Source organism: Faecalibacterium intestinale (assembly GCF_040096575.1).
Lineage (GTDB): Bacteria > Bacillota > Clostridia > Oscillospirales > Ruminococcaceae > Faecalibacterium > Faecalibacterium intestinale.
The window spans coordinates 51,024-66,609 of record NZ_JBBMEN010000006.1; the positions used below are offsets into that span (position 1 = coordinate 51,024).

Annotated in this window: 17 protein-coding genes; 5 read left to right on the top strand and 12 right to left on the bottom strand. The window is 59.3% G+C overall.

Annotated elements, in window-relative coordinates; translation table 11 throughout:
• Positions 1-64 precede the first annotated feature (64 nt).
• The 6 genes from WMO20_RS07025 to WMO20_RS07050 form a co-directional block, all read right to left on the bottom strand.
• Positions 65-271, bottom strand: coding sequence for a hypothetical protein (locus WMO20_RS07025; protein ID WP_316539392.1), 207 nt, complete (start codon positions 269-271; stop codon positions 65-67).
• Between the two features lie 59 nt (positions 272-330).
• Positions 331-1,515, bottom strand: coding sequence for a sodium/glutamate symporter (gene gltS / locus WMO20_RS07030; protein ID WP_112090401.1), 1,185 nt, complete (start codon positions 1,513-1,515; stop codon positions 331-333).
• Between the two features lie 34 nt (positions 1,516-1,549).
• Complete coding sequence (locus WMO20_RS07035) at positions 1,550-2,527, bottom strand: TAXI family TRAP transporter solute-binding subunit (protein WP_349186243.1); 978 nt, start codon at positions 2,525-2,527, stop codon at positions 1,550-1,552.
• A 201-nt stretch (positions 2,528-2,728) separates the two neighbouring features.
• Positions 2,729-3,985 (bottom strand): MFS transporter, encoded by a 1,257-nt coding sequence (locus tag WMO20_RS07040; RefSeq protein ID WP_349186244.1) that lies wholly within the window; start codon positions 3,983-3,985, stop codon positions 2,729-2,731.
• A gap of 42 nt (positions 3,986-4,027) precedes the next feature.
• Positions 4,028-4,825 carry a zinc dependent phospholipase C family protein gene (locus WMO20_RS07045; RefSeq protein WP_112090398.1) on the bottom strand — a complete coding sequence of 266 codons (798 nt, stop codon included), beginning with the start codon at positions 4,823-4,825 and terminating at the stop codon, positions 4,028-4,030.
• Positions 4,826-5,062: 237 nt separating this feature from the next.
• On the bottom strand, positions 5,063-6,097 hold the full coding sequence (locus WMO20_RS07050; RefSeq protein ID WP_147323020.1) for an NAD(P)H-dependent glycerol-3-phosphate dehydrogenase: 1,035 nt from the start codon (positions 6,095-6,097) through the stop codon (positions 5,063-5,065).
• A 359-nt stretch (positions 6,098-6,456) separates the two neighbouring features.
• Here WMO20_RS07050 and WMO20_RS07055 point away from each other — a divergent pair, with 359 nt between their 5' ends.
• The 5 genes from WMO20_RS07055 (at position 6,457) to WMO20_RS07075 (ending at position 10,521) form a co-directional block, all read left to right on the top strand.
• A complete protein-coding gene (locus tag WMO20_RS07055) occupies positions 6,457-7,140 on the top strand; it encodes an amino acid ABC transporter permease (protein ID WP_349186245.1) in 684 nt (227 codons plus the stop codon).
• An 18-nt stretch (positions 7,141-7,158) separates the two neighbouring features.
• A complete protein-coding gene (locus tag WMO20_RS07060) occupies positions 7,159-7,959 on the top strand; it encodes an amino acid ABC transporter ATP-binding protein (RefSeq protein WP_349186246.1) in 801 nt (266 codons plus the stop codon).
• 48 nt (positions 7,960-8,007) lie between these two features.
• Positions 8,008-8,835 (top strand): transporter substrate-binding domain-containing protein, encoded by an 828-nt coding sequence (locus WMO20_RS07065; RefSeq protein WP_349186247.1) that lies wholly within the window; start codon positions 8,008-8,010, stop codon positions 8,833-8,835.
• 264 nt (positions 8,836-9,099) lie between these two features.
• Entirely contained in the window at positions 9,100-9,417 is a 318-nt protein-coding gene (locus tag WMO20_RS07070; RefSeq protein ID WP_005920353.1) for a PadR family transcriptional regulator, read from the top strand.
• A gap of 3 nt (positions 9,418-9,420) precedes the next feature.
• Positions 9,421-10,521, top strand: a complete 1,101-nt coding sequence (locus WMO20_RS07075) for a DUF1700 domain-containing protein (protein ID WP_349186248.1) — start codon at positions 9,421-9,423, stop codon at positions 10,519-10,521.
• A 55-nt stretch (positions 10,522-10,576) separates the two neighbouring features.
• On the opposite strand, the gene uvrC is transcribed toward WMO20_RS07075, so the two are convergent.
• The 6 genes from uvrC to rpsP all read right to left on the bottom strand — a co-directional run bounded on the left by uvrC (position 10,577) and on the right by rpsP (position 15,581).
• On the bottom strand, positions 10,577-12,427 hold the full coding sequence (gene uvrC / locus WMO20_RS07080) for an excinuclease ABC subunit UvrC (protein ID WP_316544891.1): 1,851 nt from the start codon (positions 12,425-12,427) through the stop codon (positions 10,577-10,579).
• A gap of 126 nt (positions 12,428-12,553) precedes the next feature.
• A complete protein-coding gene (locus WMO20_RS07085) occupies positions 12,554-12,817 on the bottom strand; it encodes an HPr family phosphocarrier protein (RefSeq protein WP_005920365.1) in 264 nt (87 codons plus the stop codon).
• Between the two features lie 282 nt (positions 12,818-13,099).
• Positions 13,100-14,347 (bottom strand): tRNA (guanosine(37)-N1)-methyltransferase TrmD, encoded by a 1,248-nt coding sequence (gene trmD / locus WMO20_RS07090; protein ID WP_097782477.1) that lies wholly within the window; start codon positions 14,345-14,347, stop codon positions 13,100-13,102.
• A 3-nt stretch (positions 14,348-14,350) separates the two neighbouring features.
• A complete protein-coding gene (rimM, locus tag WMO20_RS07095; protein WP_005920369.1) occupies positions 14,351-14,887 on the bottom strand; it encodes a ribosome maturation factor RimM in 537 nt (178 codons plus the stop codon).
• A 200-nt stretch (positions 14,888-15,087) separates the two neighbouring features.
• A complete protein-coding gene (locus WMO20_RS07100; protein WP_005920371.1) occupies positions 15,088-15,321 on the bottom strand; it encodes a KH domain-containing protein in 234 nt (77 codons plus the stop codon).
• Between the two features lie 17 nt (positions 15,322-15,338).
• Entirely contained in the window at positions 15,339-15,581 is a 243-nt protein-coding gene (gene rpsP, locus WMO20_RS07105) for a 30S ribosomal protein S16 (RefSeq protein ID WP_022257433.1), read from the bottom strand.
• Between the last annotated feature and the right edge of the window lie 5 nt (positions 15,582-15,586).

A 15,586-nucleotide genomic window follows, 5' to 3' on the forward strand; every position in this document is an offset into this window, starting at 1 on the left:
GAGAAAGCGCAAAAAAGCACAACAGCCTGACCCGCAGGCCCGGCTGTTGTGCGCTCTTGTATCCTTATTTTTTCCGCGAATGAATATGGATCTCCGGGATGGCTACATTGTCGTAATGGATGGGACAGTCTGCCTCCGGGGTGCTGTCCGCCGCTTCGTGCCGCACCTTGCCGGTGTGCACCTCCGGCACTGCCACCGTTTCTTCCTGTCCGTTCTTTCTGCTCCGGCTCTTCTGCCGGAACCAGTTTTTCAGCCGCTGATGGATGGCCATAGCCTTTTTCTCCTTTCCGGCACGGAGGATTTTCTCCCTCCGTGCGCACACCGGACGTCTCAGATAAAGTTGATAAATACCGTAATGACCAGACTGTTCAGGAAGTCCGCAAACAGGCTGCCCACCAGCGGGATCAGCAGATATGCCTTGACGGAAGGTGCATACCTGTCGCACACAGCCTGCATATTGGCCATGGCATTGGGAGTAGCACCCATGCCGAAGCCGCACAGACCCGAAACGATGACCGCCGCATCGTAGTCCCTTCCCATCACGTTATACGCCACCACAATGACATACACGATCATGAACAGCGTCTGCCCTGCCAGCAGGATGACCAGCGGCAGCGCCAGCTCTGCCAGCTGCCAGATCTTCAGGGTGATCATTGCCATGCCTAAGAACAGCGACAGGCAGATACCGCCGATATCGTTGATCTCGCCCATATATACGGTGTAGCCGCCGCCGTACTCGCCCACGTTGCGGATGATGGCCGCCGCGATCATAGCACCGATATAGATGGGGAAGGTCATCCCGGTCAGGGACAGCAGCTTGGAAAGCACTGTGCCGATGCCCATGGCAAGGATCAGCTGAAAGCTGGCCGCAGGGTACATACTGTGCCGCTCGTGCTTGATCTCCTCCTCCACCAGCAGGCTGTCATCCTCTGTCACCGCAGTGTCCAGCAGATGGTGCCGCTCAATAAGCATTTTGCCGATAGGACCGCCCATCATGCTGCCCGCGATCAGTCCATAGGTGGCGGCGGCGGTGCACAGGGTGGTTGCGCCCCGGATGCCAAAATCCTCCAGCACCGGGCCGAAGGCACCCGCCGTGCCGTGGCCGCCCACCATGGGAATGGAGCCGGTGCACAGCCCCACCAGCGGGTCCACCTGCAGCAGGCTTGCCAGCCCCACTGCAATAAAGTTCTGGCTGACGATCAGCACAATGACCACGCCCAGAAATACGATCATCGCCCTGCCGCCGCTTTTCAGCACCTTCAGGTTTGCCTGAAAGCCTACTGAGGTGAAGAACATCACCATGCAGACCTCCTTGAGGATGTCGTCAAAGGCGAATTCTGCCACGCCGGTAACGTAGCACACACAGGTAAAAATGGCGAACAGCACGCCGCCGATGACCGGAGCCGGGATGCAGAATTTTTCCAGCACCCGCACCCGCTCCCGCAAAAATTTGCCCAGCAGCAGCACCAGCACCGAAAGTGCCAGTGTCTGATACATATCCAGTTCTATTTTCATATCGTCTTTCTTTCCCTCTGTTTCCCGGCAGCATTCAGGATGCCACCGTGATGTCTGCCGTCTTATAGTAGGCGGCAGCTCCCTTGTGGAACGGGATGCCCACGCCCTCGGTCGCTTCGGCTTCGGTATCCAGCCGGATACCCAGCTGCGTGCTCAGGTTTTCGCGCCCGTCGAACAACAGCTTTGTCAGCTGCTCCACCTGCTTTTCCGGCAGCGCCGCGCTGGCCAGCAGCACCGCTTTTACGCCTACCGTCTGCACTTCCTCTTCCTGTCCGGGGTAAGTGCCCGCCGGAATGGTGCACACGCTGTAGCTGCTGCAGCTGTCCTGCAGACGCTTTGCAGCCGCACCGTCCACACACAGCAGCCGGATGCCGCAGTCCTCCGCCAGCGCGGTCACCACCGCACTGGGCGCACCGGCCGTGATGAACATGGCATCGATCCTGCCAGCTTTCAGCTGCGCAGCGGCATCCTCGTAATTCAGGTTGATGGTCTCTACCAGTTTTTCGTTCAGACCGTAGGCAGACAGGATCTGCCATGCGTTCTGCTCCGAACCGGACTCCTCTGCACCGATACTCACCGTTTTACCCTGCAATTCTTCTACGGACTGGATATCAGAATCCGCCCGCACGATCACCTGACAGGCCTCGGTATACAGTGCAGCGACCGCACAGAATTTGTTTTCCATCTCCTCATCCTGAAAAATGCCGCTCTGCTCGTAGGCATCCTGCACAAGGTCTGCCTGTGCCACCGCCAACTGCAGGTAATCCCCCATCAGCAGACGCAGGTTTGCCGCAGACCCGGCGGTATTCTTCAGTTCCACAGCGCCATTCCCGCTGTCATTTTCCAGCGCCGCAAAGCCCTCGCCAAAGGCGTGGTATACGCCGCCCTCTCCGGCTACGCCCATGCGCATCCGCCGGGCAGTGTCGGCAGACGTGCAGCCCGCCAGCAGCAGCGCCGCCAGCATAATTCCCGTCAGCAGCACCGCAATTCCTTTGTGTTTCAATGTTTGCACCCCGCATTCTCTCTGCCGCCGCCGTGCAGCAGATGATTTTTCTTCAATTATAAGCAAGTCAAAGGTGAAAATCAATCACCTGTTTTTATTTTTTCCGAAAAAGCTTCTATTTTGTGCCGCCTGCAGCAAAAAAGGACCGCTGCACCAGATGCCGTGCAGCAGTCCTTTGTACCGTTATAAAGAGCGTTTCACCGCGAAGGCTCAGACCCGTTTCGTCTCTTCCGTCCGGGTAGAAATACCGAACAGCACAAAGCCGATGACAAACAGGATGGCAATGGAGCCAACGCCCACGTTGGCGCTGCCGGTCAGCTGGCTACCCACGCTGACGATCATGGTGCCAAGGAAGGAAGCGCCCTTGCCGCAGATATCGAACAGGCCAAAGTATTCGCCGGATTTTTCCTGCGGGATGATCTTGGCAAAGTGGCTGCGGCTCAGCGCCTGCACACCGCCCTGGAACATCCCCACCACAACAGCCAGCACCCAGAACTGCCACTGGCTCTTCAGGAAGAAGGCAAAGACGGCAATGCCGGTATAGGCCGCGATGCACACCGGGATCAGGATCTTGGATTCATATTTCTGGCTCAGGCGGCCGAAGATCAGCGCCGAGGGGAAAGCCACGATCTGGGTGACCAGCAGCGCCAGCAGCAGGCCGGTGGTGTCCAGACCCAATGCCGTGCCGTAGGCGGTGGCCATGTCAATGATGGTATACACACCGTCGATATAGCAGAAGAAAGCCAGCAGGAACCAGAACACCTGCTTGTCCTGCGGCAGGTGCTTCAAAGTCTGCCCAATGCGCACAAAGCTCTGGCGGATGGCGTGCTGTTCCACCTCCACATAGTTGATCTGGCGGTACTTTTTCAGCAGCGGCAGGGTGACCACCAGCCACCACACGGCGGTAATGATCAGCGCGATGGACAAAGCAGTCATCTGGCTGAGCCCCACTGCACTGCTGCCCAGCACCAGCGCCAGACAGACCACAAAGGGCACGCAGCTGCCGATATAGCCCCACGCGTACCCGCGGGAGGACACCATGTCCATCCGCTCCGGGGTGGTCACATCGCCCAGCATGGAGTCGTAGAACACCAGACTGCCGGAGTAGCCGATCTTGGCAATGATAAAAATGACCAGAAAGGCCAGCCATGTGCCCGCCAGACCCATGGCGCAGCAGCCGATGACGCCCACAAAAAGGCAGAGCATGAAGATGGGCTTTTTAAAGCCCTTGGTGTCGGCCAGCGTGCCCAGAATGGGGCCCAGAATGGCGGTGACCACCGTGACGATGGAGCTTGCATAGCCCCAGTAGGCCAGATAGTCCACCTTGCTCACCCCACCGGCCTCGGCCAGTGCATTGAAGAAGATGGGCACCAGCGTGGCGATCATCAGCACAAAGGCCGAGTTGCCCACGTCGTATAAGATCCATGCCCGCTCCAGCGGTGTCACCTTGAATTTTTCAGTTTTCATCGTGTTTTCCCTTTTCCCCTTGCACCGCCGGGCGGCGCGTTTTTAAAATTCCCCAAAGGTGTGGTCGTAGGCGGCATCCAGCGGCTCGTCCGTATCCAGCTTTGCCACATACTCTAAAATCAGCCGCTCTGCCAGCGGCAGCGCCTTGGCGTACAGCGCGTCCAGCTTGCGGTTGCTCTCGGTGCACTGCGGGTTCGGCTGCGGGTTTGCCACAAGGCCGTGCATCCCATCATACTTGCCCAGCATCTTCATGCCGGTCAGCACCACCCAGCGCTTGACCGGGTTCGAAGCCTGCAGCACCTTATGCACCGTGATCATCCCCTTCATGGCTTCCAGCGCGGTCTGCTCCGAGATATCCCTGTAGAACGGCGCAATGACCCGGGCGTTTTCCGCGCTGGGGTGGATATGGCTGGCGGTAAAGAAGGTCAGCGGGTCATAGCCGTCCCGGCGCAGCAGCATATTGTCGAACTCGGTCTCGATCTCGCAGTGGGTCACACCGCTCTCCCGGGTAAACTGCTCCACAAAGGGGTGGCAGGTGCTGTCCAGCGCAAAATGACACACAAAGCCCAGCGCGTAGGCCAGCGCAGCCTCGCGGTCGGCTTCCTCGTGCACCACCCGCCGTGCCCGGTCAAAAAACGTTCTGCCCGGCTCGTCGTGCATGGCGTTGCCCAGCGCGGCGACCGGGGTGGACTTTTCTGCATGGTAGTAGAACAGCAGATCCGGCCCGTGCAGGCCGATATCGTACAGCTCCCGGTGCGCTTCCAGCTTTTCCCGCAGCGGCGCAGGCAGATGATCCAGCACATTTGCGCCAAAGCGGCGGTGTGCGTAGGTAGAGGGCATCTCTCATTCCTCCTTCTTGCAGTGCCAGCGCCCGCCGCCCTGTTCCGGCTGCACTGACCAATAATCCTATCGTTTTCAGTATAGCAGAAAGTTTGCCGACCTTCTACCCTTTTGTGTCTGTTTTCTGTAAAAAGTTTTAATAATTTTGCTGCACTTCCCGCCGCTCCCCCAAACAGAAAAGGGACCTCCTGAAATGCCCGCAGGCATTTCAGGAAGTCCCTTTCTAATCATTCAGGTTCACACACTCTCATAGCCCTGCGGCATCTCGCTCTTGCGGTCGCGGGACATCAGGTTGCGTAGCGCATCGCTGGCGCTCATGCCCTCCTTGACGATGGCGTTCACCGTCTGGGCGATGGGCATTTCCACATGGTACTTCTCCGCCAGTTCCATGGCGGCGGGCAGGGCGTTGATGCCCTCCACCACCATGCCTACCTCCTTCACGGCCTGCTCCGGGCTTTCGCCCTTGCCGATCAGGATACCGGCGCGGTTGTTGCGGCTGTGCATACTGGTGGCGGTAACGATCAGGTCGCCGATACCGGCCAGACCCGCAAAGGTCTGGACATTGCAGCCCATGGCCACGCCCAGCCGGGCGATCTCGGCAATGCCGCGGGTGATCAGGGCGGCGCGGGCGTTATCGCCGTAGCCAAGGCCGGTGGAGATGCCAACGCCCAGCGCGATAACGTTCTTCATGGCACCGCTCAGCTCCACGCCCTTGATATCAGTGTTGGTGTACACGCGCATACAGGTGTTGCTGAACACCTCCTGCACCACCTCGGCAGCTTCCAGATCCGGGCTGGCGGAAACGATGGTGGTGGGCAGATCCAGCGCCACCTCCTCGGCGTGGGTGGGGCCGCTGAGCGCCACCAGACGCACCGCACGGGGGCCGTTCTCGTGGCTCAGCTCATCGGCAAGGATCTCGGTCATGGTATATAAGGTATCGGGCTCAATGCCTTTTGCCACGTCCACAATGATCTGGCCGGAGCGGATATAAGGCCGCGCCTTGGCTGCCGTGGAGCGCACGAACACCGACGGCACTGCAAACAGCAGCACGTCCTTGCCGGTGCACACTTCCTCTATGCTTTTGGTAAACCGCAGTTCCTGCGGGATGACCATCCCCGGCAGATTGGGGTGCACCCGGGTGGTGGAAAGGTTGTCCACCTCGGCTTCAATAGCCGACCACACCTGCACATCGTTGCCGCTGACGGTCAGCATCCGTGCCAGAGCCATGCCCCAGGTACCTGCACCCAGAACACCAATACTAAACTTTTTCACGTTCGTATCCTCCGTGTCTGCACCGGGCAGGAGCTCCTGCCGGTGGATTTGCGCCGCGCCGGGCCGTTGCCCCGCGCCTGCGCACTACTATGACCATTGTACACGAAAGCACCCACAGCGTCAAGCATCTGCCGCATTGCACAAATATTTAACAAGTTTATGCCATTTTTCGGTCACATCACACGTTTTGTGCAAACCGTTTGCGCTGCGGGGCATTTCATGCTATTATAGTATTCTGGTAGGTTTTGTAGGGATTGGTGATTCAGTCTCTTGACTTAGACCCTACTTTAAGGTATATACTGCTTTAGTCGGCAAAAGCTTTGCCGGCTTGTGCACTTTTTGGCTTTGAGGAAAAAACGATGTTTGAAGCACTTTTATCCAACCGCACGGTCAGCGTGCTGGTGGAGGCGCTGCCCCGCATCCTGACGGCAGGCCTGACCATGACCATTCCGCTGACCCTTCTCTCCTTCTTTTTTGCCATGCTCATCGCAGTGGCGGTGGCGCTGGTGCAGTACGCCAATGTGCCGGTGCTGCGGCAGATCGCCCGGTTCTACATCTGGGTCATCCGGGGCACCCCCCTGCTGGTGCAGCTGTTCATCATCTTTTACGGTCTGCCCAGCCTGGGCATCATGCTGAACGCCTTTCCGGCGGCAGTCATCGCCTTTGCCTTCAACGAGGGTGCCTACTGCGCCGAGACCATGCGCGGCGCGCTGGAAAGCGTGCCGCAGGGGCAGCTGGAAGCCGGTTACTGCGTGGGCATGAGCTGGTGGCAGATCATGCGCCGCATTGTGCTGCCGCAGGCGCTGCGCACCGCCGTGCCCGCGCTGTCCAACTCCCTCATCGGTATGATCAAGGACACCTCGCTGGCGTCCAATATCACGGTGGCAGAGCTGTTCATGGCCGGGCAGCGGGTAGCCGCCCGCACCTACATCTTCCTGCCCATCTACTGCGAGGTGGCTGTGGTGTATCTGCTGTTCTGTACCGTCATCACCAAGCTGCAGGCGCTGCTGGAACGTCAGCTCAACGCCCGCGGCTTTCAGTAAAAAGGGAGGTGCGCACCTATGGCTATGCTTGAGATCCGCAATGTGCAAAAAACCTTCCGCACCTACGCAAAGCCCGGCTTTTTCCACCGCCCCGGTGCGCGGAAGGTCATCAGCGAGCTGCCCGTGCTGCGCGGGGTAGACCTGACCGTGGAAAAGGGCGATGTGGTGGCGATTCTTGGGCCGTCCGGCTCCGGCAAGACCACCCTGCTGCGCTGTTTGAACTTTCTGGAAACCGCCGATGCCGGGCAGCTGGTATTTGACGGCGAAAGCTTCGACCTTGCCCATGCCAGCCGCGCCGACATTGCCCGGCTGCGCAAAAAGACCGCCTTTGTGTTCCAGAACTACAACCTGTTCCGCAACAAGACCGCCCTGCAGAACGTGACCGAGGGGCTCATTGTGGCGCGGAAGCTGCCCAAGGAGCAGGCGGATGAGATCGGCATGAAGATGCTTGCCAAGGTAGGGCTTGCCGACCGTGCCGACTACTACCCCCGCCAGCTTTCCGGCGGGCAGCAGCAGCGGGTGGCGATTGCCCGCGCCCTTGCCGCCGACCCGGAGATCATCTATTTTGACGAGCCCACCAGCGCCCTTGACCCGGAGCTGACCGGCGAGGTGCTCAGCGTGATGCGGCAGCTGGCCGAGGAGGGCATGACCATGCTGGTGGTCACCCACGAGATGGGCTTTGCCCGCAACGTTTCCTCCAAGACCGTATTCATGGAAAACGGCGTGGTGGTGGAGCAGGCCCCCTCTCAGCAGTTCTTTGCATCCCCCAAGGAGGAGCGCACCCGGGCTTTCCTGCGCAGGATCGCCCATACGGAATAAAACCACTTCTCTTTTTGCATTTTTTACGACAGAAAGGAATTTTTACTTATGAAACGCAGAACCTTTATTTCTCTGATGGGCGTTATGGCTGCCGCCGGGGTGCTGGGCCTGACCGGCTGCTCCTCCAAGGACACTGCCTCCAGTACCGCCGGTCCCGCACCGCTGAATAAGCTGGACAGCATCCAGAAGAGCGGCAAGCTGGTGGTGGCGCTGGAAGGCGCATGGCAGCCCTGGAGCTACCACGATTCCTCCGACACGCTGGTGGGCTATGACGTGGAGGTATCCCGCGCCATTGCCGAAAAGCTGGGCGTAGAGCCGGAGTATGTGGAGAGCGACTGGGACAGCCTGTTTGCCGGTCTGGATGCCGGCCGCTACGACATGGTGTGCAACGGCGTGGAAGTGACCGAGGAGCGCGCCAAGACCTACGCTTTCACCACCCCCTACGGCTACATCCACACTGCGCTGGCTGTACGCAAGGACAATACTGACATTACCAATTTTGAGGACCTGAAGGGCAAGACCACCGCCAACAGTCTGGCTTCTACTTACATGGAGCTGGCCGAGAGTTACGGCGCTACCGTGCAGGGCATCGACACGCTGGAGGAAACCATCCAGCTGCTGACCGCAGGCCGCATTGATGCCACCTTGAACGCAGATGTTTCCTTCTACGACTACCTGAATGTCCACCCGGACGCAGACTTCAAGCTGGTGGCACAGACCGCCGAGGCCTCTCATGTGGCCATCCCGGTGCTCAAGAGCGAGGACACCGCCTATCTGGACGCGCTGAACACCGCCATTGAGGAACTGCGCGCCGACGGCACCTTAAAGACCCTGAGCGAAAAGTACTTCGGACAGGATATCTCTTCTGAAAACTGAGAAGCTCGACCCTCTCAGTCTGCTCACTTCGTTCGCATCCAGCTCCCCCGAAAGGGGGAGCTTTTTTGTTAGGAACGAACTCCCTCTGGCGAAACCGGAAACTTTGCGCTTGCACCAGAAACTGTACCGCCATGCCAAAGGCGCCCCCTTGGGGGAGCTGACGCCGCAGGCGGCTGAAGGGGTAAATTTCCTATTGACTTATGCAATATTATATGATATATAATATTATAGAAACACACCATATCGAAAGGAGGCTGTTCCTGCATGAGTTTTCCCATCAGTGCCGCGCTGCTGGACGCCATTGTGCTGTCCGTGGTGGCGCAGGAGCCGGAAGGTACCTACGGCTACAAGATCACCCAACAGGTCACCCACACGCTGGAACTGAGCGAATCCACCCTGTACCCGGTGCTGCGCCGGTTGCAGAAAGATCAGCTGCTCACGGTCTACGATGCGCCCTTCAATGGCCGCAACCGCCGCTATTATCAGATCACCTCCGCCGGGCGGGCGCAGCTTGCCGCCTACGCGCAGGAGTGGAGCCGCTACCGTTCTTCCATTGACACATTTTTCAGAGAGGTGGAATGATCTATGACCCGTACTGCATTTCTTGCTGCGCTGGAGCAGCTTCTGGCTCCCTTGCCGGAGTCCGAGCGCAAGGACGCTTTGAGTTATTACGAAGATTATCTGGATGCCGCCGGGCCGGAGAACGAAGCCCGCGCCATTGCGGAGCTGGGCAGCCCGGAGGAGGTCGCCCGCAAAATTCTGGACGAGCAGACCCCGGCAGGCAGTTCTGCCGCCCCGGCATCCCCTGCCCCGCGTTCCCGCTGGCGCATGGTGCTGGGCGGCGGGCTGGCGGTGCTGGTGCTGGCCTGCTTTTTCTTCCAGCACTCCAAAGCTACCCCCGTACAGCCGGTCGAGCCTGCGTCCTCGGCAGCAGACAGCAGTTCTGTCCCGGAGGATGCCAGCAGCAGCTACCTCGCTGTCCCGGCCGATACCGTGCCCCTCACCATTCCTGCTGATGACCTTGGGGAAAGCACCCTACAGATCCCGCTGGAAAAGCTGGATCAGGAACTGAAGCTCAGCCTGAACTACGGCTCTGTGACCTTTGTCACCGACCCGTCCCTCACCTCGGACAAATACGCCACCTTCCAGTTCGACAACTTCCCCCATTCACCCGTTCTGCGCACCACCGGCGGGGATGGCCGCACTACCCTGACCTTTGAAATGCCGGAAAACTGGCAGGTAGCCGAGAATGCCCCGGAAGCCATGCTCACCGTCACCATTCCGGCAGACGCCCTCACCCGGCTGCTCATCAGCTTGGAGACCGGCGATGTCCGCCTTGCGCCCATGCAGCTGAAAACGCTGAATGTTGCGCTGACCAATGGCGGTCTGCGTGCCGAAGACCTGACCGTGACCCGCGACCTGCTGGTCGAGCTTCCTGCTGGGGGATGCGTGATCGATCACCTTTCCGTTGCGGAATACGCCAACATCACCGCGACCCGCTGCATCCAGCTGCATCTGGATGGCGACCCCGCCGACTACACGACCGATGCCCGCACGGATAACGTTGTACGCATCGGCAATAAGGAATATGATAAACGCTATACCTCTTCCGGTTCCAACGGCATCCTGAATCTTTACGCCAAAGGGCTGATTTATCTGAACGTTGACGAACAACGCCCCGCATAACAGAAAGCGCCCCTCTTCCATGGCTTTGCGCCAGCGAAGAGGGGCGGTTTTGTGTTTATGCCTGATGAAAATACTCGTAGATGGTCTGCGCCAGCTGTTTGCCCACACCGGGGGTGTTTTCCAGCTGGTCGGGGGTGGCTTCCTTCACCGCGCCCACGCTCTTGAACTGCGCCAGCAGGGCTTTGGCTGTTTTGGGGCCTACGCCCGGCACCTCGGTCAGGGTGGAGGAGTAGCTTTTCTGCTTCATCTGCTGCTTGCGGTAGGCGTTGGCAAAGCGGTGCGTTTCGTCCTGAATGGCGGTGATAAAGGTGAAGGTGCCGCGGTTCATGTTGATGGCGATTTCCCGCCCGTCGCTGTCCACGATGGCGCGGGTGCGGTGGTGGTCATCCTTTACCATGCCGTACAGCGGCACATCTGCCAGTGCCGTACCGGCAAGTGCTTCCTTTGCGGCGCTCACCTGTCCCCTGCCGCCGTCCATCAGCAAAAGATCCGGCTTCTGTCCGAACCAGTTGCCGCTTGGCTGTCCGTTTTCTGCCTGTGCAGCGTATTTTTCGTACTCTGCCGCCCGGCGGGAAACAGTCTCTGCCAGCGAAGCGTAGTCGTCCGTGCCCGCCACAGTTTTCATCTTGAACTTGCGGTAGCCCGCCTTGAAGGGCTTGCCGTCCTTGAAGGTGACCATGCCGCAGACGCTGCTGCCATCGCCCCAGTTGGAGATATCGTAGCTTTCAATAGCGCGGGGCGGCTTTGAAAGCCCCAACACCTGCGCCAGCTCGTCCAGCAGCTTTTCTTCCCGGGCGTAGCGGCCGCTCTCCCGCGCCAGACGTTCCACCGCGTTGGTGTGTGCCATCTCCACCAGATGCGCTTTATCGCCCCGCTGGGGCACATACAGCTGTACCTCGCTGCCCCGCTTCTGGTTCAGCGCCTGCTGCAAGGCGTCCATGTCCGGCGGCAGCGCGTCCACCGCGATAATTTTTGGAATTTGTTCATCATCCAGATAGTACCGGGGCAGAAATTCCTCCCGCACCGCATCGATATCCGAGGTATCGTGGAACAAAAACTCCCGCTTGTCGGTCAGCCGTCCCTCCCGGAAGCGCAGCACCGCCGCGCACACACTGTCCGGCGTACCCGCCAGCGCCACCACGTCCATCTCCACGTCCGGGTCTACCACCACCTTCTGCCCTGCCGTCAGCTTGGTGATGGCATTGATCTGATCCCGCAGAAGGGCAGCGGTCTCAAATTCCAGCCGGTCGGAGGCTTCCTGCATCCGCTCGTTGAGGGTTTTCAGGATATCCTTTTTGCCGTAGCGGATGAGGTGCACCGCGTTTTTGACCGCCTGATTGTAGGTCTCGCAGCTGATCTTTCCGCTGCACACTGCCATGCACTTGCCGATATGGGCGTTCAGGCAGGGGCGGCCTTTGCCGATCTCCTGCGGGAAGCGCTTGGAGCAGCGCGGCAGCAGAAAGGCATCCATGGCCGTTTCCGCCATCTGCCGCGCCGCAAAGCTGGAGGTGTAGGGGCCGATATACTCCGCCCCGTCCTCCTCCTTTTGCAGGGTGAAGGAAAGGCGCGGCCAGTCCTCCCGGGTGACGCGGATATAGCTGTAACCCTTGTCATCCTTGAGCAGAATGTTGTACTTGGGCGTATGCGCCTTGATCTGGCTGGCTTCCAGTACCAGCGCCTCGAACTCGCTTTGACAGACGATAACGTCAAAGGCGTAGGCATGGGCGATCATCTGGCTGACCTTGTTATCGTGGGGCACGCCCTCACGGAAATACTGGCTTACTCGGATGCGCAGGCGCTTGGCCTTGCCGATATAGATGATGGTGTCGCTTTTGTCCCGGATGATATACACCCCGGGCAGCAGCGGCAGCATACAGGCTTTTTGATAGAGCTCGGCCTTGGTCATGCAGCACTTTCCTCCGTGTCTGTGGGACGGGGCTTCCGGCAATGGAAAGCCCTTTGCTCCCGGTAAAAAGCGTACTAAAAAAGCGGCAGGGAGCCCCCGCCGCTTTCTGTTGCTTGTGATACAGACTTACTCTGCAAAGCCGGACTCCACCAGCTTGATCAGGCCGTCCACGGCAGCCTGCTCATCAGCGCCGTCAGCGATGATGCGGATGGTAGTGCCGCCAACGATACCCAGAGACAGAACGCCCAGCAGGCTCTTTGCGTTCACGCGGCGTTCTTCCTTTTCGACCCAGATGGAAGACTTGAACTCGTTTGCCTTCTGGATAAAGAAGGTAGCCGGACGAGCGTGCAGACCAACCTGATTTTCAACGGTAACTTCTTTTACGTACATAGTAAAGCGCTCCTATCTAATATCGTTTTGGTGTACAAAAGCATAGTGTGCCTGTTGTGTTACACTCATTTTAGCGCAAGTCGAAACGGTTGTACAGTCCCCTTTTGCATTTTTGGCGGTTTTCCCAATGAAACCGAGAGCATTTTTCAGGTTTTGTACAAAGACAATAAAATTATACCCCGAAGGTTAGAGGGGTAATACAAAAGTTTTCAACAACTTTTAGACCGCCGGGGAGTTTTCCTCTGAATTTTGTGTATTTTCACCGACATTTCCGGTGCCGGCTCACTCCTGCGCAGGGCCTGCGTAGCGCATCTGCACCAGTGCGCATTTACGCGTCACAGTGGGGTATTGCTGCGGGTCAAATTCCAGACTGGTGCTGCCGTCCAGCTGCCAGCCCATGCGGGTATACAGCGCAATGGCGCGGGTGTTGGTGTTCAGAACACTCAGCACCGGGTGTGCGTGCTCCGGCAGCTTTTTGCGGGCAAAATCCAGCAGCTTTGCGCCAATGCCCTTGCCCCGGGCTTTTTCCGTGACGAACAGGTGCTCGATATGCCCCGCCTTATGGCTGACGCACACCATGCCGTCCGGCACGTCCTTGGTGGTGTGCAGGTAGCACACCCAGCCCGCCGCCTTTTCCTGCTGCAATTGCAGCAAAAACTGCGGCTCGGTCAGGGTGCGGCAGTATTCCGGCGTCCAGTTATCGGCGCAGACAGCCTGCCGACCCTCGGCAAACAGCTTTGCGGCGGCAGCAAACTGTTCAGCGGTCTTTACCAGCCGGACATTCTCGCCCCGCTTCCACTTGGGCACTTCGGCAATGGGGTGGCTCGTGCACCACTGCTCGTACAGCTCCGGGCGGCGCAGACGGGTGCGGGTGCGGCTCTGCTCACCGCGCCATGCGTCGATTTTTGCGTGGTCGCCGCCCAGCAGCACCTCGGGCACGGCACGGCCTTCCCACACCTCGGGGCGGGTGTACTGGGGGTATTCCAGCAGACCGTCCCAGTAGCTTTCCTCCTCGTAACCCTTCTGCTCGGCCAGTACGCCGGGCTTCAGGCGCAGCACGCTGTCTGCCACCACAAGGCTGGCCAGCTCGCCGCCGGTCAGGATATAATCACCAATGGAGATCTCCTCGTCCGCAAAAGCGTCGATGACACGCTCGTCAATGCCCTCGTAGTGGCCGCAGACCAGCGTCAGGTTGTCGTACTGTGCCAAGCGCTTTGCGTGTTCCTCGGTGTAGCGCTGCCCGCCCGCCGTCAAGAACACGATATGCGGGGCGGGGCGTCCCTGCTCGGCCACCTCGCGCTGCACCGCCCGCAGGCAGTCCGCAATGGGCTGGGCGTACAGCACCATGCCGCAGCCGCCGCCGTAAGGGTAATCGTCGGTCTGCTTCTGCTTATTCAGGGTATAGTCCCGGATCTGGTGGCAGTGGGTCTCAATATAGCCCCGCTTTGCCGCCCGGCCGATGATGCTGGCGTCCAGCACCTGCTGGCACATCTCCGGGAACAGAGTCACGATATCCACACGCATTCCCATGGCTTACTCCTCCTCCCGCTCGCTGTCAAAATCATCATCCAGCAGGCCGGGGATGGGGGTGACAAGGATATACCCCTCCGGCGGGTTGCGCTCTTTCAAAAAGGCATCCACCCCGGGGAACATATACTCCTTGCCGCCGGGTGCCTTGACGGTGTAGATATCCTGCGCACCCGGGTGGTCCACGCTGGTCACCACGCCGTACACCTTGCCGGTGTCGGCGTCCCGCACCTCGCACCCGATGAGGTCTGCCACATACCACCGGCCTGCGGGCAGGGTGGCATCGTTGCGGTCAAAGTAGAACACCTGCCCGCGCAGCGCCCGGGCGGCGTCCATATCGCTGACCCCTTCCAGCTGGAGCAGCGCCATCTGCCCCTGCGGACGGATGGAAAGGATCTTATATGCCTTGCCGCCCTGTGCCGACGGGTACAGGCGGCCCACTTTTTTCAAAAAATCCACCCCGTCGCACCAAAGCTCCAGCTTCATTTCCCCGCGCACACCGTGGGTGGTAACAACTTTTCCGGCTTCCAGATATTGCTGCATAAATTCGCTCCTGTGTAGCATCCTCGCCCTCTCAGTCACCTGCGGTGACAGCTCTCCCAGAGGGAGAGCCAAGAATGTTGCGGTCAGGCTCTTGCCTCTCCCTTTGGGAGAGGTGGCATTGCGCAAGCAATGCCGGAGAGGGTGAGCCTGTTAATAACAAAAAGGCCCCTTGCCGCAAAGGCAAAGGGCCCGTAGGGTGCTCAGTCGATCTCAACAAGGACCTTTTCATCGACCCGCACAGCAGCCGCGCGCATCACCACACGAATGGCTTTTGCGATCCGGCCCTGCTTGCCGATGACACGGCCCATATCTCCCTCTGCCACGCTCAGGTGGTAGACGATGGTACCGTCCTCGCGGGGCTCGTCCACCGTGACCTTAACGGCGTCCTTGTCCTCCACGAGACCGCGGGCAACTGCCAGCAACAGCTCCTGCATGAGTCAGCCCTCCCTACTTACAGAATGTTGGACTTCTTCAGCAGGACACGAACGGTATCAGTGGGCTGAGCGCCGTTAGCGATCCACTGCTTTGCCTTCTCGGCATCGATCTTCACCTCAGAGGGCTCCTTGTTGGGATCGTAAGTGCCGATCTCCTCGATGAAGCGGCCATCGCGGGGGAAGCGGCTGTCAGCAACGACAACACGGTAGAAGGGAGCCTTCTTGGCGCCAACGCGGCGCAGACGAATCTTAACTGCCATAATAG

Excerpts from the sequence above, each read along its gene's own strand:
- WMO20_RS07025 (WP_316539392.1), bottom strand. The coding sequence starts at position 271 with ATGGCCATCCATCAGCGGCTGAAAAACTGGTTCCGGCAGAAGAGCCGG.
- gltS (WP_112090401.1), bottom strand. The coding sequence starts at position 1,515 with ATGAAAATAGAACTGGATATGTATCAGACACTGGCACTTTCGGTGCTG.
- WMO20_RS07040 (WP_349186244.1), bottom strand. The coding sequence starts at position 3,985 with ATGAAAACTGAAAAATTCAAGGTGACACCGCTGGAGCGGGCATGGATC.
- WMO20_RS07045 (WP_112090398.1), bottom strand. The coding sequence starts at position 4,825 with ATGCCCTCTACCTACGCACACCGCCGCTTTGGCGCAAATGTGCTGGAT.
- WMO20_RS07055 (WP_349186245.1), top strand. The coding sequence starts at position 6,457 with ATGTTTGAAGCACTTTTATCCAACCGCACGGTCAGCGTGCTGGTGGAG.
- WMO20_RS07060 (WP_349186246.1), top strand. The coding sequence starts at position 7,159 with ATGGCTATGCTTGAGATCCGCAATGTGCAAAAAACCTTCCGCACCTAC.
- WMO20_RS07065 (WP_349186247.1), top strand. The coding sequence starts at position 8,008 with ATGAAACGCAGAACCTTTATTTCTCTGATGGGCGTTATGGCTGCCGCC.
- WMO20_RS07070 (WP_005920353.1), top strand. The coding sequence starts at position 9,100 with ATGAGTTTTCCCATCAGTGCCGCGCTGCTGGACGCCATTGTGCTGTCC.
- WMO20_RS07075 (WP_349186248.1), top strand. The coding sequence starts at position 9,421 with ATGACCCGTACTGCATTTCTTGCTGCGCTGGAGCAGCTTCTGGCTCCC.
- uvrC (WP_316544891.1), bottom strand. The coding sequence starts at position 12,427 with ATGACCAAGGCCGAGCTCTATCAAAAAGCCTGTATGCTGCCGCTGCTG.
- WMO20_RS07085 (WP_005920365.1), bottom strand. The coding sequence starts at position 12,817 with ATGTACGTAAAAGAAGTTACCGTTGAAAATCAGGTTGGTCTGCACGCT.
- trmD (WP_097782477.1), bottom strand. The coding sequence starts at position 14,347 with ATGGGAATGCGTGTGGATATCGTGACTCTGTTCCCGGAGATGTGCCAG.
- rimM (WP_005920369.1), bottom strand. The coding sequence starts at position 14,887 with ATGCAGCAATATCTGGAAGCCGGAAAAGTTGTTACCACCCACGGTGTG.
- WMO20_RS07100 (WP_005920371.1), bottom strand. The coding sequence starts at position 15,321 with ATGCAGGAGCTGTTGCTGGCAGTTGCCCGCGGTCTCGTGGAGGACAAG.
- rpsP (WP_022257433.1), bottom strand. The coding sequence starts at position 15,581 with ATGGCAGTTAAGATTCGTCTGCGCCGCGTTGGCGCCAAGAAGGCTCCC.